A 24,235-nucleotide genomic window follows, 5' to 3' on the forward strand; every position below is an offset into this window, starting at 1 on the left:
GCGACAGCTGGTGCACCTCGGTGCCGGCCGCCCGCAGCGCGTCCAGCCCGTCGGCCAGGCCGAAGGCCACGCCTTCGAGCACGGCATAGGTGCAGTCGRCGCGMTTCGTCTGCGCCTTCAGGCCGTGGAACACACCGGCGGCAAACGGGTCGTTGTGCGGCGTGCGYTCRCCGGCGAGGTAGGGCAGGAAGATCGGCGCGTGGTCTGAGGTGCTGACTGCGCTGTCATTTGCCGAGAGTTCRGCCAGCAAGGTGGCTTCATCGGCGCCGACGAGCTGGCAGAACCAGCGCAGGCAGCTGGCGGCCGACAGCATCACGCTCATCTGGTGCCAGCGCTGGGGCAGACCAGCCTGACAACAACACGCAAACGGCCAACGCCCCGCAAGGGGTGCTTCACGACCAAAGCATTNGCCAGCGCTGGGGCAGGGCGTGGCAGAAGGCGTGCACGGCCGAGGCCGGGTTGGGCCGGTAGCGGTCGTTGACGACGAAGAGCACGCCCGAGGTGCCYAGCGAGATGAAGCCGTCACCCGGCTGCGTGGCGCCGATGCCGATGGCGCTGGCCGCGTTGTCGCCGGCGCCACCGGCGACGACSACCTCGGGCCCCAGGCCCCAGGCCTTGGCGAGTTCGGRCTTGAGCACGCCGCCGGGCTGGCTGCTCTCGACCAGGCGCGGCATCTGCGCGCGTGTCAGGCCGCAGGCCGCCAGCAGCTCATCGGACCAGTCGCGCTNGCTTGAGCACGCCGCCGGGCTGGCTGCTCTCGACCAGGCGCGGCATCTGCGCGCGTGTCAGGCCGCAGGCCGCCAGCAGCTCATCGGACCAGTCGCGCTGCGCCACGTCCAGCCACAGGGTGCCGGCGGCGTCCGACGGGTCGGAAACCTTGTCGCCGGTCAGTTGCAGGCGCAGCCAGTCCTTGGGSAGCAGCACGCTGGCCACGCGCTCGAAGACTTCGGGCTCGTGCTTCYTGACCCACAGCAGCTTCGGCGCGGTGAAGCCRGGCATGGCGAGGTTGCCGGCGATGTCGTGCAGGCGCGGCGCGGCGGCGCTCAGCTCGTCGCACTCGGCGTGGCTGCGGCCGTCGTTCCACAGGATGGCCGGGCGCAGCACCGCGTCGTCAGCGCCCAGCAGCACGGCGCCGTGCATCTGGCCGGACAGGCCGATGCCGCGCACGGCGGCGAACTCGGTCGGGTGGGTGGTGCGCAATTGGGCCACGGCGGTGCCGGTCGCACGCCACCAGTCGGATGGATTCTGCTCGGACCACAGCGCATCACCATCGCGCAGTTGCACCTGTCCGAGGCTGNCCGGACAGGCCGATGCCGCGCACGGCGGCGAACTCGGTCGGGTGGGTGGTGCGCAATTGGGCCACGGCGGTGCCGGTCGCACGCCACCAGTCGGATGGGTTCTGCTCGGACCACAGCGGCTCGGGTGCCGACAGCGTCAACGCGCTGCCGGCGGTACCCACAATGCCACCTCTGTCGTCAAGCAACATCAGCTTGACTTCAGACGTGCCCAGATCAATGCCGAGAAACATCAGGCGGCCTCCGCAGTCTCAAAAAATAGGGCCCCGCCGTCTACCAGAGGCAGGGCGGGACGGGTCAATCGATAACGTGCCAACGCGGCCGCGCCGATGGCAACGGCATTGGCACCAAAGCGCGACGTGCGCACGGTCGGCGGCGGCAGACCCGCTGCGGCGGCATAGGCGCTCAGCGTGTCCAGCGCCGGCTTCACGAACGGGTCGCCCAGTTCGACCGCGGCGCCGCCGAGAACGATGCATGCGGGGTCGTACGTCGCGGACAGGTTCTGCAGCAGCACACCGAGGTAGCGCCCGGCGGAAGCGACAGCATTCAGCGTCTCGGGGTCGTTCCCCAGCAGATGACCGCGTATCCGGGACACGGAGCTCATCTCCGTGCCCCTGCCATAGCCCCGCAGCATGGCGCTCATCGAGATCAGTGCCTCGGCGCAGCCCCGGCGCCCGCAGGAACAACGTGGGCCATCGAGTTGCAGCACCGTGTGGCCGACTTCGCCAGCGAAGCCCCGGCTGCCGGTCAGCAGCCGGTCGCCGACGATGACGCCGGCACCCAGGCCCTCGCTGATGGAGACGTAAAGCAATGGGTCGGCGGCGGTTGTGGAGTTGAACTCCACTTCGCCAACTGCGGCAACCGCTGCTTCGTTCTGAAGGAAAAGTGGCACGCGTGCCAGCGGGGAGTCGGCCAGTCGTTCGCCCAGCAGTGCTGCGAATGGCACATCGCGCCAACCCAGGTTGGGCGCGAATCGCAGCACACCTCGCGCGGCGTCCACACCGCCCGGCAAGCCGATACCGATGCCCAATGCCTGCTCGCCAGCGGCGAGCTGCCCGCAGACCTTCAGCAGCGATGCGGCCAGCACGCGAATGCATGTCTTGGCCGAGCGGGTTGCACCATAGCTGGCAACGGTCGAGGCCCGGATGTCACCCGTGAGGGACGTGGCGACCACGCGCACAGAGTCGATGCCAACCTCGGCGCCCAGCAGCAGCAGCCGGCTCGGATCGATGAACAACGGCGTGGGCCGGCGACCCATGTCGCCGGTGGCGACGATCTCACGCTCGACCAGCCAACCTTCGGCAATCAATTCACGGGCGAGCAGGCCGACGGTGGACTTGGTCAGGCCCACGACAGCAGCCAGGTCGGCGCGCGACTGACCTGGTTTGGCGCAGAGTTGCCGGACAAGCGCCATGCGATTGATGACCTTGAGGAGCTGTTGGCTCGCGGCGGCTTCGACCTGCAAGGCGCGTCTCCCTGGTGAATTTTGGTGGTCGGACCACAACTCAATGTTGTGTTTTTGGTATGACCAATGTTAGTTGGGGCAATGAACAAAGTAAATAGGGGTGGACGCGTTGTGATTGGGGGCTGCAATCCACGACCGCAGCAGACCTCAGCGAGGCGCTCCCGGTGCCTGTTGTCCGGTCCCGGAGGTGGCGGGAAGGGGGCGGATCCTGATGTTTCGAAACCAGACGGGCTGCGACTCTGCCTGGAGCGCGATGTGGCCGAACGACAACTGCAGGGGAGCGCCGGCGTTCAGAAGGGCCTTTGCGCTGTCTTCCCTTGGATCAAGCTGAGGGTGCTGATAACGCAGCACCTCGACGCCATTGACGCGATGGACGACCTCCTCGTTGCCTCGAACCTCCACCTCCACGGCGACCCACTCATCCAGGGGGAACAGCTTCGAGGTCGACTCGACGATGTGGTCCGTGAGCAGCTTGCCCTTCATTTCGAGGTTGGTGCCGGGCGTGCACACATTGCCCGTCTGGCGGCCTGCCGTTGCCCCTGCGCTGAGGAACTGGAATTCCATGCTGGCCGGCCAGGCTTGGTTGAGCCCCATCGTCCAGGGCGACTGTGAGTGGATCATCACGCCGCTGTTGAGTTTGGCCCAGGGTGGCGCATCGGCGACGGCAGTGCCCGTGATCCGGTACTCGAGCCGAAGGATGTAGTTGGCGTAGGCCAGGTTGGAGTACAGATGGCCGAACTGTTCGTCGAACTTGCCGTAGCCGTCGTAGCTGACCTTGATCACGCCGTCTTCCACCCGAAAGGTGTTCGCGTAGTTGTCACCGAGCGGATGCTTGTTGATCTTGACGGTCCATCCGGAAAGGTCGCGGCCATTGAACAGCGAATGCCATCCGCCCTCGTCCTGCGCACTTGCGCGCGCGGGGGTCAGGGCGATGCACAGGCAGGCCAGCATCGTTGACAGAGATCGGTTCTTCATGACGTGGACCTATCCGGAAAAAGGCAATCGCGCGGGCTCTTTCGAGGCCGCGCGATGGTGCTGGAACGGTTCTGGCGAATTCAGCCCCCGAACCGGTACTGCGCCAGCGAGGCTGGTTTCATCGTGATCGAAAAGCCCGGTGCTTCGGGCGGCATGTAGGCTGCGCCGCGCACGACGCAGGGGTCGACAAAATGCTCATGCAGGTGATCCACGTACTCGATGACCCTGCCGTCACGCGTGCCGGCAATGCAGAGGTAGTCGATCATGGACAGGTGCTGCACGTACTCGCACAGGCCCACGCCGCCGGCATGCGGGCAGACGGGCAGGCCGTGCTTGGCAGCCATCAGCATGACGGCCAGGATCTCGTTGACGCCGCCCAGGCGGCAGCTGTCGATCTGCACCACGTCGATGGCGCCGCGCATCATGAACTGCTTGAACAGGATGCGGTTCTGGCACATCTCGCCGGTGGCGACCTGCATCGGCGCAATGGCCTGCCGAATGGCACGGTGGCCTTCGACATCGTCGGGGCTGGTCGGCTCCTCGATGAACCAGGGCTTGGCAAAGGCCAGGTCCTTGAGCCAGTCGATGGCCACGGGCACGTCCCAGACCTGGTTGGCGTCGATCATCAGCTTGCGGTCCGGCCCCAGCACTTCGCGGGCGATGCGCAGCCGCCGGATGTCGTCCTCGCGGTCGCGACCGACCTTGAGCTTGACGTGATTGAAGCCCGCGTCCACGGCCTCCTGGCAGAGCCGCCGCAGCTTGTCGTCGGGGTAGCCTAGCCAGCCGGCTGACGTGGTGTAGCAGGGAAAGCCCTCGCGCTCGAGCGTCGCCAGGCGCTCGGCCTTGCCCTCGGCGGCACGGGTCAGCAACGCCAGCGCCTCCTCGGGTGTGATGCAGTCGGTGATGTAGCGGAAGTCGATACAGCGCACCAATTCCGCCGGGCTCATGTCGGCGACCAGCTTCCACACCGGCTTGCCCTCGGCCTTGGCCCACAGGTCCCACACGGCGTTGACGACGGCGCCGGTGGCCAGGTGGATGGCGCCCTTGTCGGGGCCGATCCAGCGCAGCTGGCTGTCCGACGTGACGTGGCGCCAGAACCGGCCCATGTCGGCGGCGATCCAGCTCAGCTCCAGGCCGACAACCAGGTGGCGCATGGCCTCGATGGCGCGGCAGCAGATGTCGTTGCCACGGCCGATGGTGAAGGTCAAGCCATGGCCTTGCAGCCCCGGCGTGTCGGTCTCAAGGATGACGTAGGCGGCCGAGTAGTCCGGGTCCGGGTTCATCGCGTCCGAACCGTCGAGGTGCTGCGACGTCGGGAAGCGCACGTCTACCGTGCGCAGGTTGGTGATACGGGTCATGGCGGTGGTCAGGCGGCAATGGTCTTCTGGGTCTGTACGCCCAGGCCCTGGATGCCCAGGCGCATGGTCTGGCCGGGCTTCAGGTACAGCGGCGGCTTCTGGCCCAGGCCGACGCCGGGCGGCGTGCCGGTGGAGATGATGTCGCCCGGCTGCAGGCTCATGAACTTGCTCAGGTAGCTGACGATCTGCGCAACGCCGAACACCATGGTGCGCGTGTTGCCGTTCTGGAAGCGCCGGCCGTCGATCTCCAGCCAGAGGTCCAGCTGCTGCGGGTCGGCCACTTCGTCGGCCGTGACGAGCCAGGGGCCGATCGGGCCGAAGGTGTCGCAGCCCTTGCCCTTGTCCCACTGCGTGCCGCGCTCGAGCTGCCATTCGCGCTCTGACACGTCATTGACGACGCAGTAGCCGGCCACATGCTTCATCGCGTCGGCTTCCTCGATGTAGCGGCCACCTTCGCCGATGACGACGCCCAGCTCCACTTCCCAGTCGGTCTTGAGCGAGCCGCGGGGGATCTGCACCGCGTCGTCGGGGCCGCAGATGGCGCTGGTCCACTTGGCGAAGACGACCGGCTCGGTGGGCACGGGCAGGCCGGACTCGGCAGCGTGATCGGCGTAGTTCAGGCCGATGCAGATGAACTTGCCGACGCGGCCGACGCAGGGGCCCAGGCGCAGGTCCTGCTGGGGTGTGCCTTCGACCAGCGGCAGCGTGCCGGCGTCGACGGCGCGCAGGCGCTCCAGCGCGGCGGGCGTCAGCACGTCGCCCGCGACATCGTCGACAAGTCCCGAGAGGTCGCGCACGCGGCCGTTGTCATCGAGCAGGCCGGGGCGTTCTTGGCCCACTGGGCCGTAGCGAAGGAGTTTCATGTGAGGTTCGTTATTGACGGGTCGGGAGATATGCCGAAATGACGCGCGCCTTAGATCGTGACGCCACCATCCACGCAAACGGCCTGTCCGGTGATGAAGCGCGACGCGTCGCTGAGCAGGAAGACGACGAGCGGTGCGATGTCGTCGACGGTGGCCAGCCGGCCCATGGGCTGGCGGGCGATGAAGTCTTTCTCGGCCTGCACGGGATCGGCCGCCGCAGCGATCCGCCCGCGCAGGGACGGTGTATCCACCGTGCCAGGGCAAAGGGCGTTGCAGCGCAAGCCTTGCTTGACGAAGTCCGCAGCGACTGCCTTGCTCAAGCCGATGACGGCCGCCTTGGTCGTGCCGTAGGCGAAGCGGTTCGCAAAGCCCTTCACCGATGAGGCCATGGATGCCATGTTCAACACCGAGGCGCCGCCGTCGTGGCGTGCGGCCTCTGCGAGCATGCCCGGCAGGAAGGCGCGCAGCGTGCGCAGCATGCTCTTCACGTTCAGGTCCATGCTGAAGTCCCAGGCCGCTTCATCGCAGTCGAGCACCGTGCCGTGATGCACGAAGCCGGCGCAGTTGAACAGGCCGTGCAGGGGAGGGAGCCGACCGGCCAGGCTCTGCACCGACAGCGTGTCGCGGACATCGAGAACCTCGGTCCGCAGCGCCGAAGACGCCGCTTCCCGGGCCAGCGCGGCCAAGCCGCTTTCCTGGATGTCCGTGGCGATCACCTCGGCACCCGCCGCGAGGCAGGCCAGGGCGCTTGCACGCCCGATTCCCTGCGCTGCTGCGGTGATCAGAACGGTCTTGCCCGTCAGGCAGGCGGAAGGGGCGTGGAAGTCACTCACGATGGTCAGGGCATTGAAGGTCTGACCAGTGTAGGCGATCATGGCAAAAATCGTTAAATTGGCCTTACCAATTTCATTTATCGAAGGCGCCGGAACTCATCGACCCGATTCGCGGCAGTTGGCCAGGCCGCGTTTTTCATGGATTGCCGTCGACGGCGATTTGCCCGTGAGGCGAGCGCTTCGTTGTCCCGGCGCCCGCCTTTGGTTCTAGAGTGCACAGGACGCGAATGCCGAAGTTTGATGGCATGCAATCTGACCTGATCAGCATCCGATTCCTCATGGGAGGGATCGTGCTCACCGTGGCGGTGCTGGCTATTCACATGCTGTTGCCCGCGCGAACGCTGGATCTGCTGGAGCCGGGCGTGAGCAAGCATTTCCTGGAAGCTCCCCCTCAGGCCGGCGAGGAAACCGCGGTGCAGTGGGTGGACGCCGGGCGGTTGCGATGGCGTTGCCAATACGTAGCCTCCGGGAAGTATCAGCCGTGCGTCCTGACCTATCTGCTGACGGGCGACGATCTCAGCCGCGGCCGGGATCTGAGTGGGTTTGACCACATCGAGCTGGAACTGGATTACCAAGGGCCGGCGCCATTCCTGCATCTTGATATCCGGAATTTCGATCCACGCTTCTCCAGGCTCGAGGACGCCAACAGCTCGCGGATGCACGCGGTCACGCTTCGAAGGCGGGATGTTGAGCAACCGGTGCGCATCAAGTTGAGCGAGCTCAACGTGCCCGACTGGTGGATCCAGATGTTCAATCTGCCTCGCGAGTACAACCAGCCGAGCCTGGACAACGCGACGTCCTTGTCCATCGGCATTCCTGGAGAGCTGACCGGCCAGCACCATGAACTGCAGCTTCGCCGCCTGGTGCTGAAGGGCGAATGGATTGGCGACGACCGCGTCTACCTTGGCATCCTGCTTGCCTGGCTTTTTGGTGCTTGCACCATGGTGTTGCGCGGCTGGCAGCGACTGCGCCTGAGCCATCGCCGCCAGCAACGGGAGATCGATGCCTTGACGGCGCGCACGCGCCAGTTGCGCATCGAGCAGGAGAACCTGCGCCGCCTGGCCACGGTCGATGAATTGACCGGTGTGCTGAACCGGCGCGGCCTGGAGCAATCGCTGGATGACATGGAGGAGGCGGCACAGGGGATGTCGCTCGTGCTGCTGGACATTGACCACTTCAAGCATGTCAATGATCGCCATGGCCATGATTGCGGCGACGAGGTGTTGCGCCGCGTTGCGGCCATCGTCGCGGCCAACCTGCGCGCGAGTGATGTCATCGGTCGCTGGGGCGGCGAGGAGTTCCTGATCGCTTGCCAGGGCACGCGTGTACGTGATGCCGCCCGCCTGGCCGAGAAGCTGCGCGAACGCGTGCAGCAGAGCGAGGTCAGCTGTACGGCGGGCCGCCTCGCAATCACCGCCAGCTTCGGCGTGGCGCTGTCACCGCCGGGAGGGTCGGCTGCGAATGCCCTCAAGCGGGCCGACGAGGCCCTGTATCGCGCCAAGGAGGCCGGCCGCAACCGCGTCGAGGTTGACAGGACGCTGCAGAGCGACTCTCCGACCACGGTCTGATTTGTCGGAATCAGCCTCAGTAGAACCGCAGCCCCCAGGCGGCGGCGAGCGAAACACCGGCAAGCCACAAGCTCGTCGCCACCATCAGCAGGATCGGCCGCCAACCTGCGCTGGCGAGATGCGGGAACGATGTCTTCATGCCAAGCCCGGCCACCCCCAGCATGAGGCAGGCGCGCGAGGCGAGATTGAACTGCTCCTGCACGGGCCGCAGGCATCCCAGCGAGTTGAGCGTCGCCAGCGCGACGAACAGCCATAAAAAGCCCGGCACCAGCGCGCCGAGTCGCATGACCATCGGTCGTGCCTGGCACGGCGGCTCGGCGGCCGAAGTGCGACAGGCGATGGACACGCCCAGCACGACGATGAAGAGCAGGCTGACGCGCAGCAGTTTGACGATGGAGGCCGCGTCGCCGGCGGCCGCAGAGATCGAATAGCCCGCCACCACCACCTGCGCCACGTCATGGATGCTCCCGCCGATGAAGAGGCCAGCGCCCGCCGGCGACAGCTGTAACTGCCGGGCGATCAGTGGGTAGGCCACCATCGCCGCTGTCGACAGCAGAGTGGCCAGGACGGCCACGACGAGCGCGTGACGTTCGTTCGGCGTCTCCCCCTCACCGGCGCGCGGCAGCACCGCGCCAATCGCCAATGCCGCCGAGGCGCCGCAGATGGCCGTGGCGCCGCCCGCCAGCATGCCGAGCGCCCACGGCAGGCGCAGTGCCTTCGCCAGCCACCGACCGCACAGGAGGGTGCTGGCGACCGCGAACAACACGACCAGCAAGGTCGGCCAACCGAGGCCGGCGACCTGCTCCCAGCTGATGCGTGCACCCAGCAGCCCCACGCCCAGGCGCAGCAGCGTGCGGCCGCAGAAGTCCACGCCAGCGGCCGTGCGGTCCTGCGGGCTCTGGCTGTGCAGCGCCGCGCCGAACAGCAGCGCATACAACATCGGCGGCCCCTGATACAGCGCGGCAACGAATGACGCAGCCAAAGCGATCAGCACGCAGGTCGCCCAACCCGGCCAGACTCGCCGCAGGGCCTGGCCATGAGCGTCGAGGAAGGCAGCCCGTGCCAGCATGGCCGCTCACTTCTCGACGAAGGCCCGCTCGATGACGAAATGCCCGGGATGGCTCATATTGCCCTCGGTCATGCCCATCTCGTCGAACACCGCGCGCGTGTCGCGCAACATCTCGGGGCTGCCGCACAGCATGAAGCGGTCGTTCTCCTTGCACAGCGGCGGCAGGCCGATGTCGCTGGGCAGCTTGCCGTTGGCCATGAGCGTCGGAATGCGCCCCTGGTTGCGAAAGGGCTCGCGCGTGACGGTCGGGTAGTAGATGAGCTTGTCACGCACCTGGTCGCCGAAGAATTCGTTGTCGGGCAGCTCGCGCGTGATGATGTCCTCGTAGGCCAGCTCGCTGACCTGGCGGCAGCCATGCACGAGGATGACCTTCTCGTAGAGCTCATAGACGTCGGGGTCTCGCACGATGGCCATGAAGGGCGCCAGGCCCGTGCCGGTGGCCAGCAGGTAGAGATGCCGGCCGGGCAGCAGGTTCTGCGTGACGAGGGTGCCCGAGGCCTTGCGGCCGATGTGCACCGTGTCGCCGATCTGGATGTGCTGCAGCCGCGAGGTCAGGGGGCCGTCGGGCACCTTGATGCTGAGGAACTCCAGCGTGTCGTCCCAGTGCGGGCTGACGACGCTGTAGGCGCGCAGCAGCGGCTTGCCGTCGACCATCAGGCCGATCATCGTGAACTGCCCGCTCTGGAATCGAAACCCCGGGTCGCGGGTGCAGGTGAAGGAGAACTGGCGGTCGGTCCAGTGGCGGACGTCCAGCACCTTGGCGTCAAAAAGAATGCTCATTCGCAAGGCTCCAGGCAGAGTTGATGCAGATAGGGCCAGGGGTAAATGCCGCGATCGTGGCCGTCGCTGAAGACGAGTTGCAGGCCCTGCGGTCCGATGGGGTGGAGGGCGGTGAGCTGCGTGCCGACGGGCGCTTGCACGGACTCGCCGCTGCGCCGGCGCTGCTCACAGCCGGCACATTTGCAGGCGGCGCGCAGCACCGGGCCGCTCAGGTGGGCGGCCCGGCCGTCGGCCCAGGCCAGCGCGAGCACACCGCTGGCCTGGTGCCAGACGACTTCGGTGGGAACGGTGCCCATCAGACGAGGTGCTCCACGCCCTGCGGGCCGATCTCGGTGCTCAGGCCCGCCAGGCCGCCATCGCCCAGCTCGCCACCCATGGCCGCGATGCTTTCCTCGCGGATCAGGCCCTTGATCTGGCGCACCATGGCCGCGAACTCGGGTGCCGAGGTCATTTCCGGCGTGCGCGGCCGCGGCAGCGGCACGTCCAGCTCGGCCTTGATGCGCCCGGGCCTCGCCGTCATCACGTAGATGCGGTCCGACAGGAATACCGCCTCCTCGATGTCGTGCGTGATGAACAGCACCGAGATGCGCAGGCGCTGCCACATATTGGTCAGGATCTCCTGCATCACCACGCGGGTCTGCGAGTCCAGCGCGCCGAAGGGCTCATCCATCAGCAACACCTGCGGGCTGGTGGCCAGCGCGCGGACGATGCCCACGCGCTGCTTCATGCCGCCGGAGAGTTGGTCGGGGTAGTGGTTCTCGAAGGACAGCAAGCCTGCCAGGCCGAGCAGCGTGCGCGCCTGCGCCTCGCGCTCGCTGGCCGATACACCCTTCATGCGCAGGCCGAACTCGACGTTGGCGCGCACCGTCATCCACGGGAACAGCGAGTACTGCTGGAACACGACGCCGCGGGCCGAACCCGGGCCGGTGATGCGCTGGCCGTCCAGAAGCACCTGGCCGCCACTGGGCTTGAGAAAGCCCGCCACCGCGTTCAGCAGCGTGGACTTGCCGCAGCCCGAGGGCCCGATCAGCGACACGAACTCGCCGGGCCGCACATGCACGTTGGCCTGGCGCACCGCCTCGACCTCCTGGCCCTTGACGTGGAAGCGGATGTTGAGGTCGCGCACGTCCACGCGGCCGTGGGATGCCACTGGCATGTCCATCACCGTCCTCCTTGGGAATGGGTTTGCCAGGGCATGGCCAGCTTGGCGAGCAGGCGAATGGCGCCGCTGCACAGCAGGCCCAGCACGCCGATGGTGATCATGCCGAGCGCGATCTCGGCATAGCTGATCAGCGAATAGGCCTCCCAGGTGAAATAGCCGATGCCGAACTGCCCCGAGATCATCTCGGCGGCGATCAGCGACACCCAGGCCACGCCCATGCCGACTGCCAGGCCCGTGAAGATGTGCGGCAGCGCGCCGGGCAGCACTACGTGGCGCAGCAGGCTGGCCTCGCCGGCCCCCAGCGTGCGCGCGGCGCGCAGCAGCACCGGGTCGATGGCCTCCACGCCGTGCACGGTGTTGAGCAGGATGGGAAAGACCGCACCGAGGAAGGTGATGAAGACGATGCTCACCTCGTTGTCGGGCCACAGCATGATGGACATCGGCACCCAGGCGATGGCCGGGATGGGGCGGAACACCTCCAGGGCCGGCATGGCCAGCGCACGCGCCGTGCGGTAGCGCCCGATCAGCACCCCCAGGCTCACGCCCAGCACCGTCGCCACCAGGAAGCCGAGCAGGATGCGCCGCACGCTGATGCCGATGTTGGTGACGAACTTCGGGCTGGCGTTGACCTCGATTACCTTCTCCATCACTTGAGCCGGCGTGGGGATGTTGTTGAAGCGGATGTAGGCGTCGAGCTTGTATTGAGTGGCCAGCTGCCAGAACAGCAGGACGCTGGCGATGGAGAGGGCGCCCATCAGGAGCGTGGCGCCGCGGCCCTGCCAGAAGCGCTGCCACAGGCTGGGCGCAGCCGCCGCGGGCAGCGGCAGGGGCAGCGGCGTGACCCCCTGGCCCACGTGGGTGGGCGGGGCCGCCTTGGGCGCCGTCGCGGGCGTTGCGGCTGGCATTGCAGCAGGCGGCGCCAGCGGCGGCGTGAAGGTTTGGATGCGGGGCAGCGCGCTCATGGTGTTCACTTCACGCTGACGGCGACGACGGTTGCGTTGGCCTGCCCCAGGGCCTCCGCAAAGGTGGCGAGCTTGCCGTGCGTCTTGGTGGCATAGGCCTCGGCGTCCTTCTTCAGCAGGAAGGGCACGGCCAGCGGCGCCTTGGGGTTGCTGGCATCCACCGCGTAGAAGGCCTTGTCGGCGACGACCTTGATGCCCAGCTCCTTGTCGTACAGGTAGGCGACGTTGACCTTCTTGCCGGCGGCCTCGTACTGCTTCACGCCGGCCAGCAGGCAGGCCGGCGAGCTGGCGACGACGATCTCGCCGCTGGACAGCCAGATCTCGCCGGCGTCCTTGGGCCGCGTGACCGGCACCTTGCAGATGGGATCGTTGCCGGCGATGTCGTAGTTGGCCAGCGTCTGCTTCTGGGCCTCGTAGTCCAGGCCGCGCTGCTTGAAGGCCTCACGCACATAGCGCTCGTTGACCCAGGCGCCGACGTCGAACTCCTTGACGCGGCCGAGCTTGGACAGCACGCCATGCGCGATCTTGATGGTCTCGATCCAGCGCGGCTTGATGCTCGGGTCGAGTGTGTGGATGCCGCCCGGGCCGAGGTAGAGGTAGGCCACCTCCTTCTCGATCTTGGTCCACTCCTCGATCTTGGCCGCCGCCAGCTTGGGGTCCTTGCGCACCCAGTCGTTGGCCTCCATCAGCGCCCTGATGTAAGCCACCACGGCCTCGGGATATTTGTCCGCAAACTCCTTGCGAACGACGACGCCATGGAAGGTCGGCACCTTGGTCTGCGCGCCGTCGAAGATCTTGCGGGCGAAGCCGCGCTGCGGCAGCAAGTCGGCAAACGGCACGAAGTCGCCGTGGGCGTCGATCTTCTTTTCCTGCAGGTTGGTCGTGCCGACCTCGGGGCTCTGGCTGACCAGGTTCCAGTAGTCGGCCGGCCAGCCGCGCTCTTGCATCGCCTGCAGCATCATGCCGTGGGCCGCCGAGCCGAACGGCACCGACACCGTCTTGCCCTTGAGGTCGGCCAGCTCGTAGTAGGGGCTGTCCTTGTGCACCACCACGCCGTTGCCCGAGCCGAAGGCGTTGTAGGCGATGACGGCCACCAGCTGCGTCTCATTGCCCTTGTTCTGCTGGCCGGTGGCGCCGTTCACCAACAGCGGGTAGTCGCCCATCATGCCGATCTGCAGCTTGCCGGCGACCATGCCATTGGTGATCGGCGGGCCGGAGGTGAAGTTCTGCCAGTCGAGCTTCCACTCGATGTTGGCGTACTTGCCGGTCTTGGGCAGGTGCTTCTCCAGCAGCTTCAGCTCCTTGAGCACCACACCGCCGGTGACGGTGTTGGTGGTGGTGTTCTGGGTGCCTATGCCTATCGTCACCACCTCCTTGGCGGCGTGGGCCTGCGGGGCCATGAAGGCCGCGCAGAGCGCGAGGCACTTCGCGAGCGTGGCGGAAACATGCGAGAGCTGGGGCAACTTCATCTCAATCTCCTGGCAGTCGGGTAAGTTCAGAGGCAGCGGCGCAAGATCGGTGCCAGCGCCGCGCTGGGATCTCAGGCGGTCTCCGTCAGCAGCGCGCGCTTGTGCGTCTGGCTGGCCCAGTGCTCGGCATCGGGCAGGGGCTCCCGCGCGGCGGTGATGAGCGGCCATTGCGCGGCGAGGCGCCGGTTCAGCTCGACGTACTCGCGCTGCTCGGGGGGCAGGTCCTTCTCGTCGAAGATGGCCTCGACGGGGCACTCGGGCACGCAGACACCGCAGTCAATGCAGGCGGCCGGATCGATGACGAGGAAGTCGGGGCCTTCGTGGAAGCACTCCACGGGGCAGGCGGCGACGCAGTCGGTGTACTTGCAGCGGATGCAAGCCTCGGTGACGACGAAACTCATGCTGCACTCCCGTTCATCTGGATGGTCGTCAGCGCCAACTTGGAGAGCTTGCGCACGTCCGGGTCGGGGTCACGCAGCGTGCGCTCCAGCGGCGTGATGGCGCGCGGGTCGCCGATCTCGCCCAGCGCGATGACGGCCTCCTTGCGCAGGTTGCTGACCGGGTGGATGAGCGCCTCCACCAGCGCCATCACGCCGTCGCGCGCCTTGAGCTTGCCCAGGGACCGCGCGGCTTTCACCCGAACCTGCCAGAAGTCGTCGTCCATGGCGCGCACGAGGTTGGGCACGCCGAGGATGGAGCCCGTCTTGGCAAAGGTCGTGGCGGCTTCCTCGCGCACCTGCCAAACCGGGTCGTTGAGGGCGCGGCTCAGCGCCGGGTGCACGCTGACGTCGGCATCGTTGGCAAAGCTCAGTGCGCCGACCGCGACGCGGCGCACTTCCGGGTCGGCGTCATGCGCGGCCACCTCGGTCAGTGCCGAGATGGCCTGTGGCTTCTTCAGGTAGCCCAGCACGCTGACGGCCGCGCGGCGCACCCTGGCCTCGGCATGCGCGAGTGCCGCCATGGCCGGGTCGAAGGCAGCGTCGACCCGCAGCGCCTTCACGGCCTGCAGCGCGGCGGCCTGCACTTCGGGGTCGGCGTCGCTCAGATAGGGCAGCACGGCGGTGGCGGAAGCCGGGTCCTTCAGCTCCGCGAGCGTGTAGGCGACGGCGGCGCGCACCTCGGCGTCAGGGTCCTTCAGCAGGGGGGCGAGCGCCGCCAGCACCTCGGGCTCCTCGAAGCCTTCGAGGGCCTTGGCGGCTTCGAGCCGCACGGTGGCGTCGGCGTCCGACAGCGCCGCGATCAGCAGCGGCGCGATGTCGTCTTCCTCGTCGGTGTAGGGCAGGTCGATGACGGCGATGCGGCGCACGCCTGCATCGCTGTTGCGCAGCCGGTCATGGATGGTGGCCATCATGATCAGCGCACCAGGTAGGGGATGTCGACGCGCACCGCGCCGGTCGGGCAGTCCTTCTCGCAGGGCATGCAATACCAGCATTCATCGAACTTCATGAACGCCTTGTTCTTCGTCAGGTCGATGGCCAGCACGTCCAGCGGGCAGACGTCGACGCAGACGGTGCAGCCCTTGTCGGCGATGCACTTGTCTTCGTCGATGACGACAGGGGCCTGGGTGCGGGTGATGGTGATGGTCATTGCGGTCTCCGGGTTCAGGCGGCAGCCGGCGTGGCGACGCGCAGGCGCTGGTAGGCGGACTTCTCTTCCTCGTTGAGCTCCACGACGTAGGGCTCGACCTCGCGCTTGCGGAACACGGCGTTGCCGTTGGCGTCGCTGGTCACGTTGGTGTGGCAGAACCAGTCGGCGTCGTTCTTCTCGGGGTGGTCCACGCGCAGGTGGTACAGGCCCCAGCGGCTCTCGGTGCGGAACAGCGAGGCGCGCGCCGCCAGTTCGGCGCAGTCGCGGATGGTGTGGGCCTCCATCGCCCGCATCAGCTCATGCGGGTCGGCCGCGCCCATGTGCTGCAGGTCCTCTCGGATCTCGTCGAAGCGCTGCAGGCCGATCTCCATCTTGCGGGTGACCTTGGGCGGCTGCAGGTAGTCGTTGACGATGCGGCGCGTCTTGTATTCGACCTGGAAGGGTGTCAGGCCTTCGGTCCTGCCGAGCGGCGCGTAGACCCGGGCCTTCTCCTTCTCTACCTGCTCAGCGTCGAAGGCCGGCGAAGAAATGCCGCTGACATAGTCCGCCGCGTTCTCGCCGCAGAACTTGCCGTAGACGAAGGCGCCCAGCATGTAGTTGTGCGGGATGCTGGCGCAGTCGCCGGCCGCGTACAGGCCGGGGATGGAGCACTCGCCGCGCTCATTGGTCCAGATGCCCGAGGCGCTGTGGCCGCTGCAGAAGCCGATCTCCGAGATGTGCATCTCGATCATCTGCTTGCGGTAGTCCGTGCCGCGGCCTTCGTGGAAGCGGCCGCGGCTGGGGCGCTCGTTGGTGTGCAGGATGTGCTCTATCTCGCTGATCGTTTCCTCGGCGAGGTGGTCGAGCTTCAGGAACACCGGGCCCTTGCCGCCTTCGAGTTCGTTGAAGAACTCCATCATCATCTGGCCGCTCCAGTAGTCGCACTCGATGAAGCGCTGGCCGGCGTTGTTGGACGTGTAGCCACCGAACGGGCCGGTCACGTAGGCACAGGCCGGGCCGTTGTAGTCCTTGATCAGCGGGTTGATCTGGAAGCACTCGAGGTTGGTCAGCTCGGCGCCTGCGTGATAGGCCATGACGTGGCCTTCACCGCAGTTGGTCGGGTTCTCGTAGGTGCCGAACAGATAGCCGCTGGCGGGCAGGCCCAGGCGCCCAGCCGCACCCGTGCAGATGACCACTGCCTTGGCCTTGATGACGTGGAAGTCGGCCGTGCGGCAGTCGAAGCCCATGACGCCGGCAATCTCGCCGTCAGGCCCGGTCAGCAGCCGTGTGGCCACCACGCGGTTGGTGATCTCCACGCGGGCTCGCTTGAGCTGCCGGTAGAGCACCCGCTTCATGTGGTGCCCCTCGGGCATGGGCAGCACATAGCTGCCCAGGTGGTGGACCTTGCGCACCGAGTAGTCGCCGGTCTCGTCCTTTTCGAACTTGATGCCCCAGCGGTCCAACTCCTCGATCATCGGGTAGCTGTTGGCCGCGTAGGCATAGACACCCTTCTGGTCGACGATGCCGTCGTTGGCGACGGTGATCTCCTTGGTGTACTGCTCGGGTGTGGCGTGGCCGGGGATGACGGCGTTGTTCAGGCCGTCCATGCCCATGCTGATGGCGCCGCTGCGCTTGACGTTGGCCTTGTCCAGCAGCAGCACGCGCAGCTTGGGATTTTTCTCCTTGGCCTTCACCGCGGCCATGGGGCCGCCGGTGCCGCCACCGACGATGACGAGGTCGTATTCGTGTTCAATGGTTTGCATAGGTACTCCGGAGTGTGGAGATCAGGCCCAGGGCCGCGAAGGAAGGGGTGCGTCTATCGACATGCGGAAACGGCGTCATGACGCCCGCTCCGCGACGGGCACGCGGTCGACGCGAACCTTGTACTGAAAGGCGTCACCGCGGTAATAGAGGTGTTCGTAGTCGATGGGTGCGCCGTCGGCGGTGTGCGTCGTGCGCTCGATGAAGAGCACCGGAGAGCCCTCCTCGACCTTCAACTGGCCGGCGAGCGTCTCGTCGGCCAGCGTCGAGCCGATCTGCAGCTCGGCGTGGCCGAGGGCCAGGCCGTAGTCGTTCTCCAGGATGGCGAAGATGTCGCGCGCGGCCAGGTCTTCCTTGGCCAAGCGCTGGCCGATGGCTGCGGGCACGTAGGTCACGTCCAGCGAGATCGGCTCGCGGTTCAGAAAGCGAAGGCGGTGCAGCTCCGTGACCTTGGCGCGTTTGGGCAGGTGCAGCTTCTCTGCCACCTGCGGCGGCGGCAGCACTGTTCTGATGGACAGCACGCGGGCAAAGGTCTCGTAGCCCATCTGCCGCATGGCCTCGCCGAAGCCCTGCAGGCGGCCGAGATCCTGGAAAGCCTTGGGCTTGGAGACGAAGCTGCCTTTGCCGTGGATGCGGAAGATCAGGCCCTCGCCCTGAAGGTCATTGAGCGCCTGGCGCACCGTGATGCGGCTGACGTCGAACGCAGCCATCATCTCGCTCTCCGACGGCATCTGTTGATGCGGCTGGTAGCTGCCGTCGAGGATGCGTGCGCGCAGGATCTCCTTGATCTGCGTGTACAGCGGCAGCGGTGACGACAGCTTGATGCGATGAGCGCCGTCCGCCTCGGGGGCAGGGACCAGCGTCAGGGATTTCCTAGCTGCAAGAGCGCCTTTGCTCATGGCCGTCCAACTCGTTATGACAAGTCAGTACGAGCACAAGCCGTGCCAGCTTTTCCGGGCTGGGTTGGCACGCCGCTGCGGCCCCCGGGCGGCGGTGGCAACAGGGCCTGTTTCCGGGGCCCGACGCCCTGGACAGCGGCTTCAGGAGCGTCTCATCGAGACGGCTCGCGGCCTTTCACGGCATATGTCCGGGCATGCACCGAAGCGGGTCCATGCCCCAATTTGAGTGCGCCAAATGTGTGAATGACCCGCGCCGGCGGCGCCCCGCAAACCCGCTCTCCGGCGGGCGTCAATGCTCCAGCGGCTGGCGTCGCGTGGGCAGCACGATCCTTTCGCCAGGCGCTGCCGAGCCCGGGGCAGCTGCGGTCAACGTCAACCGCCGGTCTTCCAGCAGCATGCGGGCGTATTCCTCGGCCGGCACCGGGCGGCTGAAGTGGTAGCCCTGGATCTGGTCGCAGCCGCTGGCCCGCAGGAACTCCAGCTGCGCGGGGTTCTCGACGCCTTCCGCAATGACGTGCATGCGCATGCTGTGAGCCATGGCGATGATGGCCAGCGAGATGGCGGCGTCCTCTGCGCTGCGGGTGATATCGGTGATGAAGGAGCGGTCGATCTTCACCGAGTTGAAAGGAAAGAGCTTCAGGTAGGCCAGCGACGAGTAGCCGGTGCCAAAGTCGTCCAGCGACAGGTGCAGGCCGAACTGGCGGAGGTCATGCATGGTGCGCTCGGCCGCAATCGGATCCTGCATGACCAGGGTTTCGGTCAGTTCGAGTTCAATGGCGTCGGCGCCCAGCCCGTTGTCGCGCAGGGCCTGCTCGACGCACTGGCGTACGCGGCCCTCGCGGAATTGCAGGGTCGACAGGTTCACCGCGACCGGCCGCGTCGCGATGCCCCGCGACCGCCAGACCGCCTGTTGGGCGCAGACGGCCTGGATGACCCATTCGCCGATGGGCACGATGAGGCCGGTCTCCTCGGCGATCGGAATGAAATCGCCCGGCGGCACCAGGCCGCGCTTGGGATGCTGCCAGCGGATCAGGGCTTCGGCCGCGGTGATCTGGCCATCGGCCAGATTGACCTTGGGCTGGAAATGCAACACGAACTGCTGCTGGGCCAATGCTTCGCGCAGCTGCCCCTCCATCTCCAGCTTCTCGGCCATGCGGGCATTCATCTCGGGCGAATAGGTGGCATGCTTCTCGCCGGCCAAGCGGGCCTGCTTGAGGGCGGACTCGGCATTGCGGAACAGTGATTCGGCGCTGGCACCGTCGTCCGGATACACGGACACGCCCAGGTGGGCGGACAGGCTGACGTCAGTGCCATCGACTGACGTGGGTCGGCCGATGACTTCGTCCAGCACGCGCAGCAGCGTCGCGACGTCCTCGTCGCCCTTGTAGCTGCCGGCGACGGCGAAGTTGTCGCCCGCCAGCCGGGCCACGTTGTGGCTGCGCGCGAACTCGGTGGCCAGGCGCTGCCCCAGTTGTCTCAGCAGCTGGTCCCCCACATGCCGGCCCAGGGTGTCGTTCAGCCGTTTGAACCGATGGAGGTTGGCAATGATGGCCACCACGCCGGTGCCGGCCGCCGCCGCGGACTGGATGGCAAGGTCAAGGCGGTCCAGGAAGACAAGGTTGTTGGGCAGGCCGGTCAGTGCGTCATAGCGGGACAGGTAATGGACCTTTTCCTCCTGCTCGATGTGCCTGAGCGCAAACGAGATATCGCCAGCCAGCTCGCCGAGCAGCTTGAGTTCGTCTTCGTCGAATAGATGGGCCTCGGTGGCGTACAGCGCGATGACGCCGACGAGCCGGTCATCCGAAGTCAGCGGCAGCGCGATCGCGGAGCCGACCCCCTTCGTCGGCGTCACCGCGTGGACAGCCGCACCCATGTCCTCCTGCGAGAGGTCATTGCAGTACACGACGCCGCCGCCATCGAGCGCCCGGTAGGGCAGTGAGCGTCGGCCACCGGTGGCGCCCAGGGCACCGCGCAACTCGTCGAGCTGCCCGGCATCCAGGCCGCGCGCGGCAATGGGATCGAGCCTCCGCAAAGGGCCGTGGGCAAGGCCGACCCAAGCACTCGCGAAGCCGCCGTCCTCTGCGGCAATGCGGCAGGTTTCGTCAAACAGCGCTTGCCGGTCGCGCAGCCTGACGATGGCCGAATTGATGCCGCTCAGGACGCTCTTGATGCGGCTGAGCCGGCTGATCTTCAGCTGCTGGGCCTCGAGCTCCTTGACATAGCGCTCCAGCATGGAGGCATGCACCAGCGACAGGTGCGTGCGCACCCGTGCCAGCACCAAGGCCGGCGACACGGGCTTGACGATGTAGTCCACCGCGCCGCAGTCGAATCCCGCGGCCTCGTCGCCGACGTCGGCCAATGCCGTGACGAAGATGACGGCGATGTGCTGGGTCTGGGGGTCGGCCTTGAGCCGGCGGCAGACCTCATAGCCGTCCAGGTCGGGCATCTGGACGTCCAGCAGGATCAATGAAGGCTGGTGCTTCTGCGCGGCGGCGAGGCATTCGCCGCCGCTGCGCGCAAACGCCAGCGAGTAATGCGGCGCGAGGATCTGCTTCAAGGTCGCGAGGTTGATCGGCTCGTCGTCGACGATGAGGATGGGTCCGTTCGGCATGCCTACTTCCTTTGCTCATTCAGTTCGTTGACGAGCTGCCGAACCATCTGTTCAGCGCGCCGGAAATCGAACTCCTCGACGCTGGCCAGCAAGGCGACAAGCGCGGCCTGCGGCAGCAGCCCGTCCAGACGCTGGAGCACGGGTGTGGCCAGGTCCGGGTTGTCGCTATCCAGTGCGTCCAGCAGCTCATGAAGCAGGGCATTCACCCGCGCCTTGTCGACGGGAGGGTTCGCCGGCGCCGGCTGCGCTTCATTTGCGGCGGCGTCGGCCGTGAACGCAGCGATCGATCTGAGGGCCTGGGCGAAGGCGGCCTCGAACGGCGCCCATTCGCTGAAGGGGTCACTGCCTTCGATCAGCCGATGCTCCAGGCGGCCGGCGGCGCGCGCCAACTGGGGAAGCGCCAGGTTGCCCGCCGAACCCTTGAGCTTGTGCAGCAGGCTGGCGGCTTCCTTGCCGTGGCCTTGGTCGAGCAGCTTGCGCAGTGGCGCCGCGCCGTCGGCGTTGTCGCGGGCAAATTTGGCCAGGAACTTCCGGTAGACGGCCAGGTCCTGCCAGACTTTGCGCACGTCGGCCACCGAGATGCCTTCGAAGGGAAGGCTGCCCTCGGCCCGGGGGTCGGCCCGCGCCGCGTCCTCGACGGATGCGATGTCGGCCGGTTCGCGCTGCGCGGTCAGGCGCTGAATGGCCGCGATCAGCTCGTCGACGGCAAATGGCTTGGCCACGAAGGCATTCATGCCGGCCTCGCGAGCCTCTTCCTGCTGGACCTTGAACGCGCCGGCCGTCAGCGCAATGACCGGCAGGTCCGCCAGGCCTGGCGTGCCGCGCAGCACGCGCGTTGCCTGGTAGCCGTCCATCACCGGCATCTGGACGTCCATCAGCACGATGTCGACCTCGCCGACATGGGCCGTCAGCCAATCCAGGGCCTGCAGGCCGTTCTCGGCCAGCTGCACGGTGGCGCCCTCGGACTCGAGGATGCGCAGCGCGACCTCGCGGTTGATGTCGCTGTCGTCAACGACGAGGGCGCGCAGGCCTACAAGGCGCTGCGTCGCCTCGGTTTGCGGGCTGTCGGACAGGGCCGCAACCCCACGGCGCCGCATGGCCTGGGCCACGCTGTTGTACAGCGAAGAGCTGGTCACGGGCTTGTTGAGGACGCCGTCGATCAGCTCACTGCCCTCGCTCTTGAGGAGCTCGTCCCGGGAATAGGCCGTCACCATCAGCACGATGGGCGCTTGCTGTCCCTCCATCGTGCGGCGGATGGCGCGAGCGGTCGCCAGCCCGTCCAGGCCGGGCATCTTCCAGTCCAGCAGGAGCACGTCATAGCTCTCGGTGCCCTGAAGTCGATTGCGCACCTTGCCGAGGGCGGCTTCGCCGGAATCGGTCAGCGTCGGTGCCCAGCCCATGGCCCGAGCGGTCAGCGCAAGGTTCTCGCGCGCCACGTCGCTGTCGTCCGCGACCAGGACTTCCAGTTTGGACAGCGCCGCGGGCTGGTAGTTCTGGGTCGGGACCCATTTGAAAGGCAGGCTGAACCAGAATTCGCTGCCTTTGCCTGGCGTGCTGATGACGCCGATCTCTCCGCCCATCTTGGTGACGAGCTGGCGGCAGATCGCCAATCCCAGCCCGGTACCTCCGAAGCGGCGCGTCGTGGACATGTCCGCCTGGGCAAAGGCCGAGAAGATGTGGCTCTGCTTCTCCAGCGGAATGCCGATGCCCGTGTCGCTGACCGAAAAACGAAGGCGAGCCGAGCCGTCGGTGCGCTCCAGCAGCGCGATGCCGACCTTGACGACACCGCTGGCGGTGAACTTGATGGCGTTGCTGGTCAGGTTGATCAGGATCTGTTCGAGCCGCAGCGCATCGCCGTGCAATTCGCCACCGACGTCGGGCGCCGGCGAGATGACAAGCTCCAGATCCTTGTCGCCCGCGTTGGCGCTCATGATGTTGGCCAGGTTGTCCAGCACGCCGTCCAGGTGCAGGGGCGCCTCTTCGATCTCCAGCTGGCCGGCCTCGATCTTGGAGAAGTCCAGGATGTCGTTGATGATGGTCTGCAGCGACCGGCCGGCATTGCGGATCTTCTTGACCAGGTCCAGCGCATCGGGCTCCAGCGGCTTGTTCGCGAGCAGATAGGCCAGGCCGAGCACGGCGTTCATCGGCGTGCGGATCTCGTGGCTCATGTTGGCAAGGAAGTCGGCCTTGGCGCGGCTCGCGGCCTCGGCCTCCTGGGTGCGAACGACCAACTCCGCGGTGCGCCGCTCGACACGCTGCTCCAGCTCTGCGTTCAACGTGCGTACGGCCACCTCGGCCGTGCTGCGCTCGGCGATCTCATGCTCAAGCGTCTGCAGCATGCCGTTGAAGGATTCGGCCAGCTCTCCGATCTCGTCCTCGGTCGTCTTGCGGGCTCGCAGGCTGAAGTCGCGCCGCTGCATGACCTGCTGCGCCACTTCGCTGACGGCCAGCATGGGCCGGGTGATGCGGCGCTGCAGCCGGAATGACACCAGCAGACCCAGGGCGAGGCTGCCGCCGAGCACGAAGCCGAAGATCAGGAGATAGTCCCGCAGCCATTGGGCGACGTCATAGCGGCCATCGACGTAGACCGCTCCCAGGCGGCCATTGGCGCCGTTGACCGGCAGCATCACGGTCAGGTTGCTGCGCAGGACCTGCACCCCCGCGGACGGCGGCTCGGCGGGCAGGGCGGCGCCGGGGGTGGCAGCGTTCACATAGCGCGCAAACAGCTTGCCGCCTGCCGTGTAGATTGCCGCGGCATTGATGTTGGGGTCACCGCGCAACTGGCCGAGGGTGTCGGTGGCGACCTTGGAATCGTCGAACTCCAAGGCTGTCGCGCTGCCCTGGCCGAGGATGTCGGCCAGCGTTGTCAGTTCGCGTACCGAGCGGTCGCGGTTCTCCACCATGTCGTGATAGAAGAAGGCGGCGCTGGCCCCCAGCAGCGTGCAAGCGTTGACGGCCAGCACCATCAGCAGCAGCTTGGTGCTTATCGAACGCAGCCGGATCCTCATTCAGAGGCTCCTGGGTTCCCGCGCTGTGCGACAGCCAACAGGCGCGAGCTGATCTTGAGCCCGTGCCGCTCGGCGTTGCGGACCGAGATCTCGAAGCGCACCCGGTTGTCCACCAGCATGAAGTTGATGACGCAGCCCGCGTCGATGCCTCCCGGGATGTCCGAGACCGTCAGTGTCGGCAGGGCCTTGTAAGGCTCCAGCGTGCGCCGGAGTTGCGGGGTGTCGGCACCGCTCACAAAGATCAGCTGCACACCGCGGGGCGGGTCGCCGGCCTTGAGAAGGCGCACCTCGACCGGGTGGTCGCTCAGGGAGCGGCCCGACGTGAGCTTGTTGAGCTCGGTGGCGATGTCCCCGGCGCCGACGATGCCGATGGTGAAAGGCACCGTGGCGTCCATGAAGGCATTCGGTGGCCACTCCACATAGCCGGCGAACTTGTACAGATAGGCGGCCTTGATCTGGGCCTCCAGGGGGCGGCTGTCGTTGTCGGCGGCGCCGCTTTGCGCGGCGGCGAAGAAGAGAAGGCCTGTGGTCGCCACGCGCCGCAACACCGGCACGGTGACGCGCCATTGCATGAGGCACCCGAGAAACAGG

The 24,235-nt window shown here is 66.9% G+C and carries 20 protein-coding genes and 4 pseudogenes; 1 reads left to right on the forward strand and 23 read right to left on the reverse strand.

Features of this window, described 5'->3' with window-relative positions:
- From ASC95_RS31985 to ASC95_RS17850, 9 genes and pseudogenes are all read right to left on the reverse strand, one after another.
- Positions 1-408 (reverse strand): annotated as a pseudogene (locus ASC95_RS31985) (FGGY-family carbohydrate kinase); the annotation flags it as partial.
- A gap of 1 nt (position 409) precedes the next feature.
- Positions 410-727: pseudogene (locus tag ASC95_RS31990) on the reverse strand (FGGY family carbohydrate kinase); the annotation flags it as partial.
- A gap of 1 nt (position 728) precedes the next feature.
- Positions 729-1,297 (reverse strand): annotated as a pseudogene (locus ASC95_RS31205) (FGGY family carbohydrate kinase); the annotation flags it as partial.
- A gap of 1 nt (position 1,298) precedes the next feature.
- Positions 1,299-1,528: pseudogene (locus tag ASC95_RS31210) on the reverse strand (FGGY family carbohydrate kinase); the annotation flags it as partial.
- On the reverse strand, positions 1,528-2,760 hold the full coding sequence (locus ASC95_RS17830) for an ROK family protein (RefSeq protein ID WP_057299080.1): 1,233 nt from the start codon (positions 2,758-2,760) through the stop codon (positions 1,528-1,530). The gene ASC95_RS17830 and the pseudogene ASC95_RS31210, both read right to left, overlap by 1 nt.
- A 147-nt stretch (positions 2,761-2,907) precedes the next feature.
- Positions 2,908-3,735 carry a DUF1080 domain-containing protein gene (locus tag ASC95_RS17835; protein WP_057299081.1) on the reverse strand — a complete coding sequence of 276 codons (828 nt, stop codon included), beginning with the start codon at positions 3,733-3,735 and terminating at the stop codon, positions 2,908-2,910.
- An 80-nt stretch (positions 3,736-3,815) separates the two neighbouring features.
- Positions 3,816-5,093 carry an L-fuconate dehydratase gene (locus tag ASC95_RS17840; RefSeq protein ID WP_057299082.1) on the reverse strand — a complete coding sequence of 426 codons (1,278 nt, stop codon included), beginning with the start codon at positions 5,091-5,093 and terminating at the stop codon, positions 3,816-3,818.
- Between the two features lie 8 nt (positions 5,094-5,101).
- Complete coding sequence (locus tag ASC95_RS17845) at positions 5,102-5,956, reverse strand: ureidoglycolate lyase (protein WP_057299083.1); 855 nt, start codon at positions 5,954-5,956, stop codon at positions 5,102-5,104.
- A 50-nt stretch (positions 5,957-6,006) separates the two neighbouring features.
- Positions 6,007-6,831: an SDR family oxidoreductase gene (locus ASC95_RS17850; protein WP_082567894.1), complete on the reverse strand. Its 825-nt coding sequence runs from the start codon at positions 6,829-6,831 to the stop codon at positions 6,007-6,009.
- A 185-nt stretch (positions 6,832-7,016) separates the two neighbouring features.
- On the opposite strand from ASC95_RS17850, the gene ASC95_RS17855 reads away from it, so the two are divergent.
- The gene (locus tag ASC95_RS17855; RefSeq protein ID WP_057299084.1) at positions 7,017-8,357 is read left to right on the forward strand and encodes a GGDEF domain-containing protein; all 1,341 of its coding nucleotides are present in this window, start codon (positions 7,017-7,019) and stop codon (positions 8,355-8,357) included.
- 16 nt (positions 8,358-8,373) lie between these two features.
- Here ASC95_RS17855 and ASC95_RS17860 read toward each other — a convergent pair whose 3' ends face one another.
- The 14 genes from ASC95_RS17860 to ASC95_RS17925 form a co-directional block, all read right to left on the reverse strand.
- Positions 8,374-9,426 carry a YeiH family protein gene (locus ASC95_RS17860; protein ID WP_057299085.1) on the reverse strand — a complete coding sequence of 351 codons (1,053 nt, stop codon included), beginning with the start codon at positions 9,424-9,426 and terminating at the stop codon, positions 8,374-8,376.
- 6 nt (positions 9,427-9,432) lie between these two features.
- Positions 9,433-10,206: a ferredoxin--NADP reductase gene (locus ASC95_RS17865; protein ID WP_057299086.1), complete on the reverse strand. Its 774-nt coding sequence runs from the start codon at positions 10,204-10,206 to the stop codon at positions 9,433-9,435.
- Complete coding sequence (locus tag ASC95_RS17870; protein WP_057299087.1) at positions 10,203-10,502, reverse strand: gamma-butyrobetaine hydroxylase-like domain-containing protein; 300 nt, start codon at positions 10,500-10,502, stop codon at positions 10,203-10,205. The genes ASC95_RS17865 and ASC95_RS17870 overlap by 4 nt, the downstream gene beginning before the upstream one ends.
- Entirely contained in the window at positions 10,502-11,362 is an 861-nt protein-coding gene (locus ASC95_RS17875) for an ABC transporter ATP-binding protein (RefSeq protein ID WP_200960172.1), read from the reverse strand. The genes ASC95_RS17870 and ASC95_RS17875 overlap by 1 nt, the downstream gene beginning before the upstream one ends.
- Positions 11,363-11,367: 5 nt before the next feature.
- Positions 11,368-12,330: an ABC transporter permease gene (locus ASC95_RS17880; protein ID WP_057299476.1), complete on the reverse strand. Its 963-nt coding sequence runs from the start codon at positions 12,328-12,330 to the stop codon at positions 11,368-11,370.
- Positions 12,331-12,335: 5 nt separating this feature from the next.
- Positions 12,336-13,799, reverse strand: a complete 1,464-nt coding sequence (locus ASC95_RS17885; protein ID WP_057299089.1) for an ABC transporter substrate-binding protein — start codon at positions 13,797-13,799, stop codon at positions 12,336-12,338.
- Positions 13,800-13,870: 71 nt separating this feature from the next.
- Positions 13,871-14,200, reverse strand: a complete 330-nt coding sequence (gene fdxA, locus ASC95_RS17890; protein ID WP_057299090.1) for a ferredoxin FdxA — start codon at positions 14,198-14,200, stop codon at positions 13,871-13,873.
- A complete protein-coding gene (locus ASC95_RS17895; protein ID WP_057299091.1) occupies positions 14,197-15,150 on the reverse strand; it encodes a HEAT repeat domain-containing protein in 954 nt (317 codons plus the stop codon). The genes fdxA and ASC95_RS17895 overlap by 4 nt, the downstream gene beginning before the upstream one ends.
- Before the next feature lie 2 nt (positions 15,151-15,152).
- A complete protein-coding gene (locus ASC95_RS17900; protein ID WP_056193195.1) occupies positions 15,153-15,386 on the reverse strand; it encodes a ferredoxin family protein in 234 nt (77 codons plus the stop codon).
- Positions 15,387-15,400: 14 nt separating this feature from the next.
- Positions 15,401-17,128, reverse strand: a complete 1,728-nt coding sequence (locus ASC95_RS17905) for a fumarate reductase/succinate dehydrogenase flavoprotein subunit (protein WP_057299092.1) — start codon at positions 17,126-17,128, stop codon at positions 15,401-15,403.
- Between the two features lie 75 nt (positions 17,129-17,203).
- Entirely contained in the window at positions 17,204-18,025 is an 822-nt protein-coding gene (locus ASC95_RS17910; RefSeq protein WP_082567895.1) for a GntR family transcriptional regulator, read from the reverse strand.
- 289 nt (positions 18,026-18,314) lie between these two features.
- Positions 18,315-20,636, reverse strand: coding sequence for an EAL domain-containing protein (locus ASC95_RS17915; RefSeq protein ID WP_057299093.1), 2,322 nt, complete (start codon positions 20,634-20,636; stop codon positions 18,315-18,317).
- Positions 20,637-20,638: 2 nt separating this feature from the next.
- Positions 20,639-23,644 carry a hybrid sensor histidine kinase/response regulator gene (locus ASC95_RS17920; protein ID WP_057299094.1) on the reverse strand — a complete coding sequence of 1,002 codons (3,006 nt, stop codon included), beginning with the start codon at positions 23,642-23,644 and terminating at the stop codon, positions 20,639-20,641.
- Positions 23,641-24,216, reverse strand: a complete 576-nt coding sequence (locus ASC95_RS17925; protein WP_057299095.1) for a YfiR family protein — start codon at positions 24,214-24,216, stop codon at positions 23,641-23,643. The genes ASC95_RS17920 and ASC95_RS17925 overlap by 4 nt, the downstream gene beginning before the upstream one ends.
- Between the last annotated feature and the right edge of the window lie 19 nt (positions 24,217-24,235).

This window comes from Pelomonas sp. Root1217 (assembly GCF_001425705.1).
Lineage (GTDB): Bacteria > Pseudomonadota > Gammaproteobacteria > Burkholderiales > Burkholderiaceae_C > Pelomonas.

Bases quoted from the DNA above. Each gene is read 5' to 3' on its own strand.
- ASC95_RS17845 (WP_057299083.1), bottom strand. From the start codon at position 5,956: ATGAAACTCCTTCGCTACGGCCCAGTGGGCCAAGAACGCCCCGGCCTG.
- ASC95_RS17895 (WP_057299091.1), bottom strand. From the start codon at position 15,150: ATGATGGCCACCATCCATGACCGGCTGCGCAACAGCGATGCAGGCGTG.
- ASC95_RS17900 (WP_056193195.1), bottom strand. From the start codon at position 15,386: ATGACCATCACCATCACCCGCACCCAGGCCCCTGTCGTCATCGACGAA.
- ASC95_RS17925 (WP_057299095.1), bottom strand. From the start codon at position 24,216: ATGCAATGGCGCGTCACCGTGCCGGTGTTGCGGCGCGTGGCGACCACA.
- ASC95_RS17870 (WP_057299087.1), bottom strand. From the start codon at position 10,502: ATGGGCACCGTTCCCACCGAAGTCGTCTGGCACCAGGCCAGCGGTGTG.
- ASC95_RS17905 (WP_057299092.1), bottom strand. From the start codon at position 17,128: ATGCAAACCATTGAACACGAATACGACCTCGTCATCGTCGGTGGCGGC.
- ASC95_RS17915 (WP_057299093.1), bottom strand. From the start codon at position 20,636: ATGCCGAACGGACCCATCCTCATCGTCGACGACGAGCCGATCAACCTC.
- ASC95_RS17880 (WP_057299476.1), bottom strand. From the start codon at position 12,330: ATGAGCGCGCTGCCCCGCATCCAAACCTTCACGCCGCCGCTGGCGCCG.
- ASC95_RS17865 (WP_057299086.1), bottom strand. From the start codon at position 10,206: ATGAGCATTCTTTTTGACGCCAAGGTGCTGGACGTCCGCCACTGGACC.
- ASC95_RS17875 (WP_200960172.1), bottom strand. From the start codon at position 11,362: ATGCCAGTGGCATCCCACGGCCGCGTGGACGTGCGCGACCTCAACATC.
- ASC95_RS17920 (WP_057299094.1), bottom strand. From the start codon at position 23,644: ATGAGGATCCGGCTGCGTTCGATAAGCACCAAGCTGCTGCTGATGGTG.
- ASC95_RS17910 (WP_082567895.1), bottom strand. From the start codon at position 18,025: ATGAGCAAAGGCGCTCTTGCAGCTAGGAAATCCCTGACGCTGGTCCCT.
- ASC95_RS17885 (WP_057299089.1), bottom strand. From the start codon at position 13,799: ATGAAGTTGCCCCAGCTCTCGCATGTTTCCGCCACGCTCGCGAAGTGC.
- ASC95_RS17840 (WP_057299082.1), bottom strand. From the start codon at position 5,093: ATGACCCGTATCACCAACCTGCGCACGGTAGACGTGCGCTTCCCGACG.
- ASC95_RS17835 (WP_057299081.1), bottom strand. From the start codon at position 3,735: ATGAAGAACCGATCTCTGTCAACGATGCTGGCCTGCCTGTGCATCGCC.
- ASC95_RS17850 (WP_082567894.1), bottom strand. From the start codon at position 6,831: ATGATCGCCTACACTGGTCAGACCTTCAATGCCCTGACCATCGTGAGT.
- ASC95_RS17855 (WP_057299084.1), top strand. From the start codon at position 7,017: ATGCCGAAGTTTGATGGCATGCAATCTGACCTGATCAGCATCCGATTC.
- ASC95_RS17860 (WP_057299085.1), bottom strand. From the start codon at position 9,426: ATGCTGGCACGGGCTGCCTTCCTCGACGCTCATGGCCAGGCCCTGCGG.
- fdxA (WP_057299090.1), bottom strand. From the start codon at position 14,200: ATGAGTTTCGTCGTCACCGAGGCTTGCATCCGCTGCAAGTACACCGAC.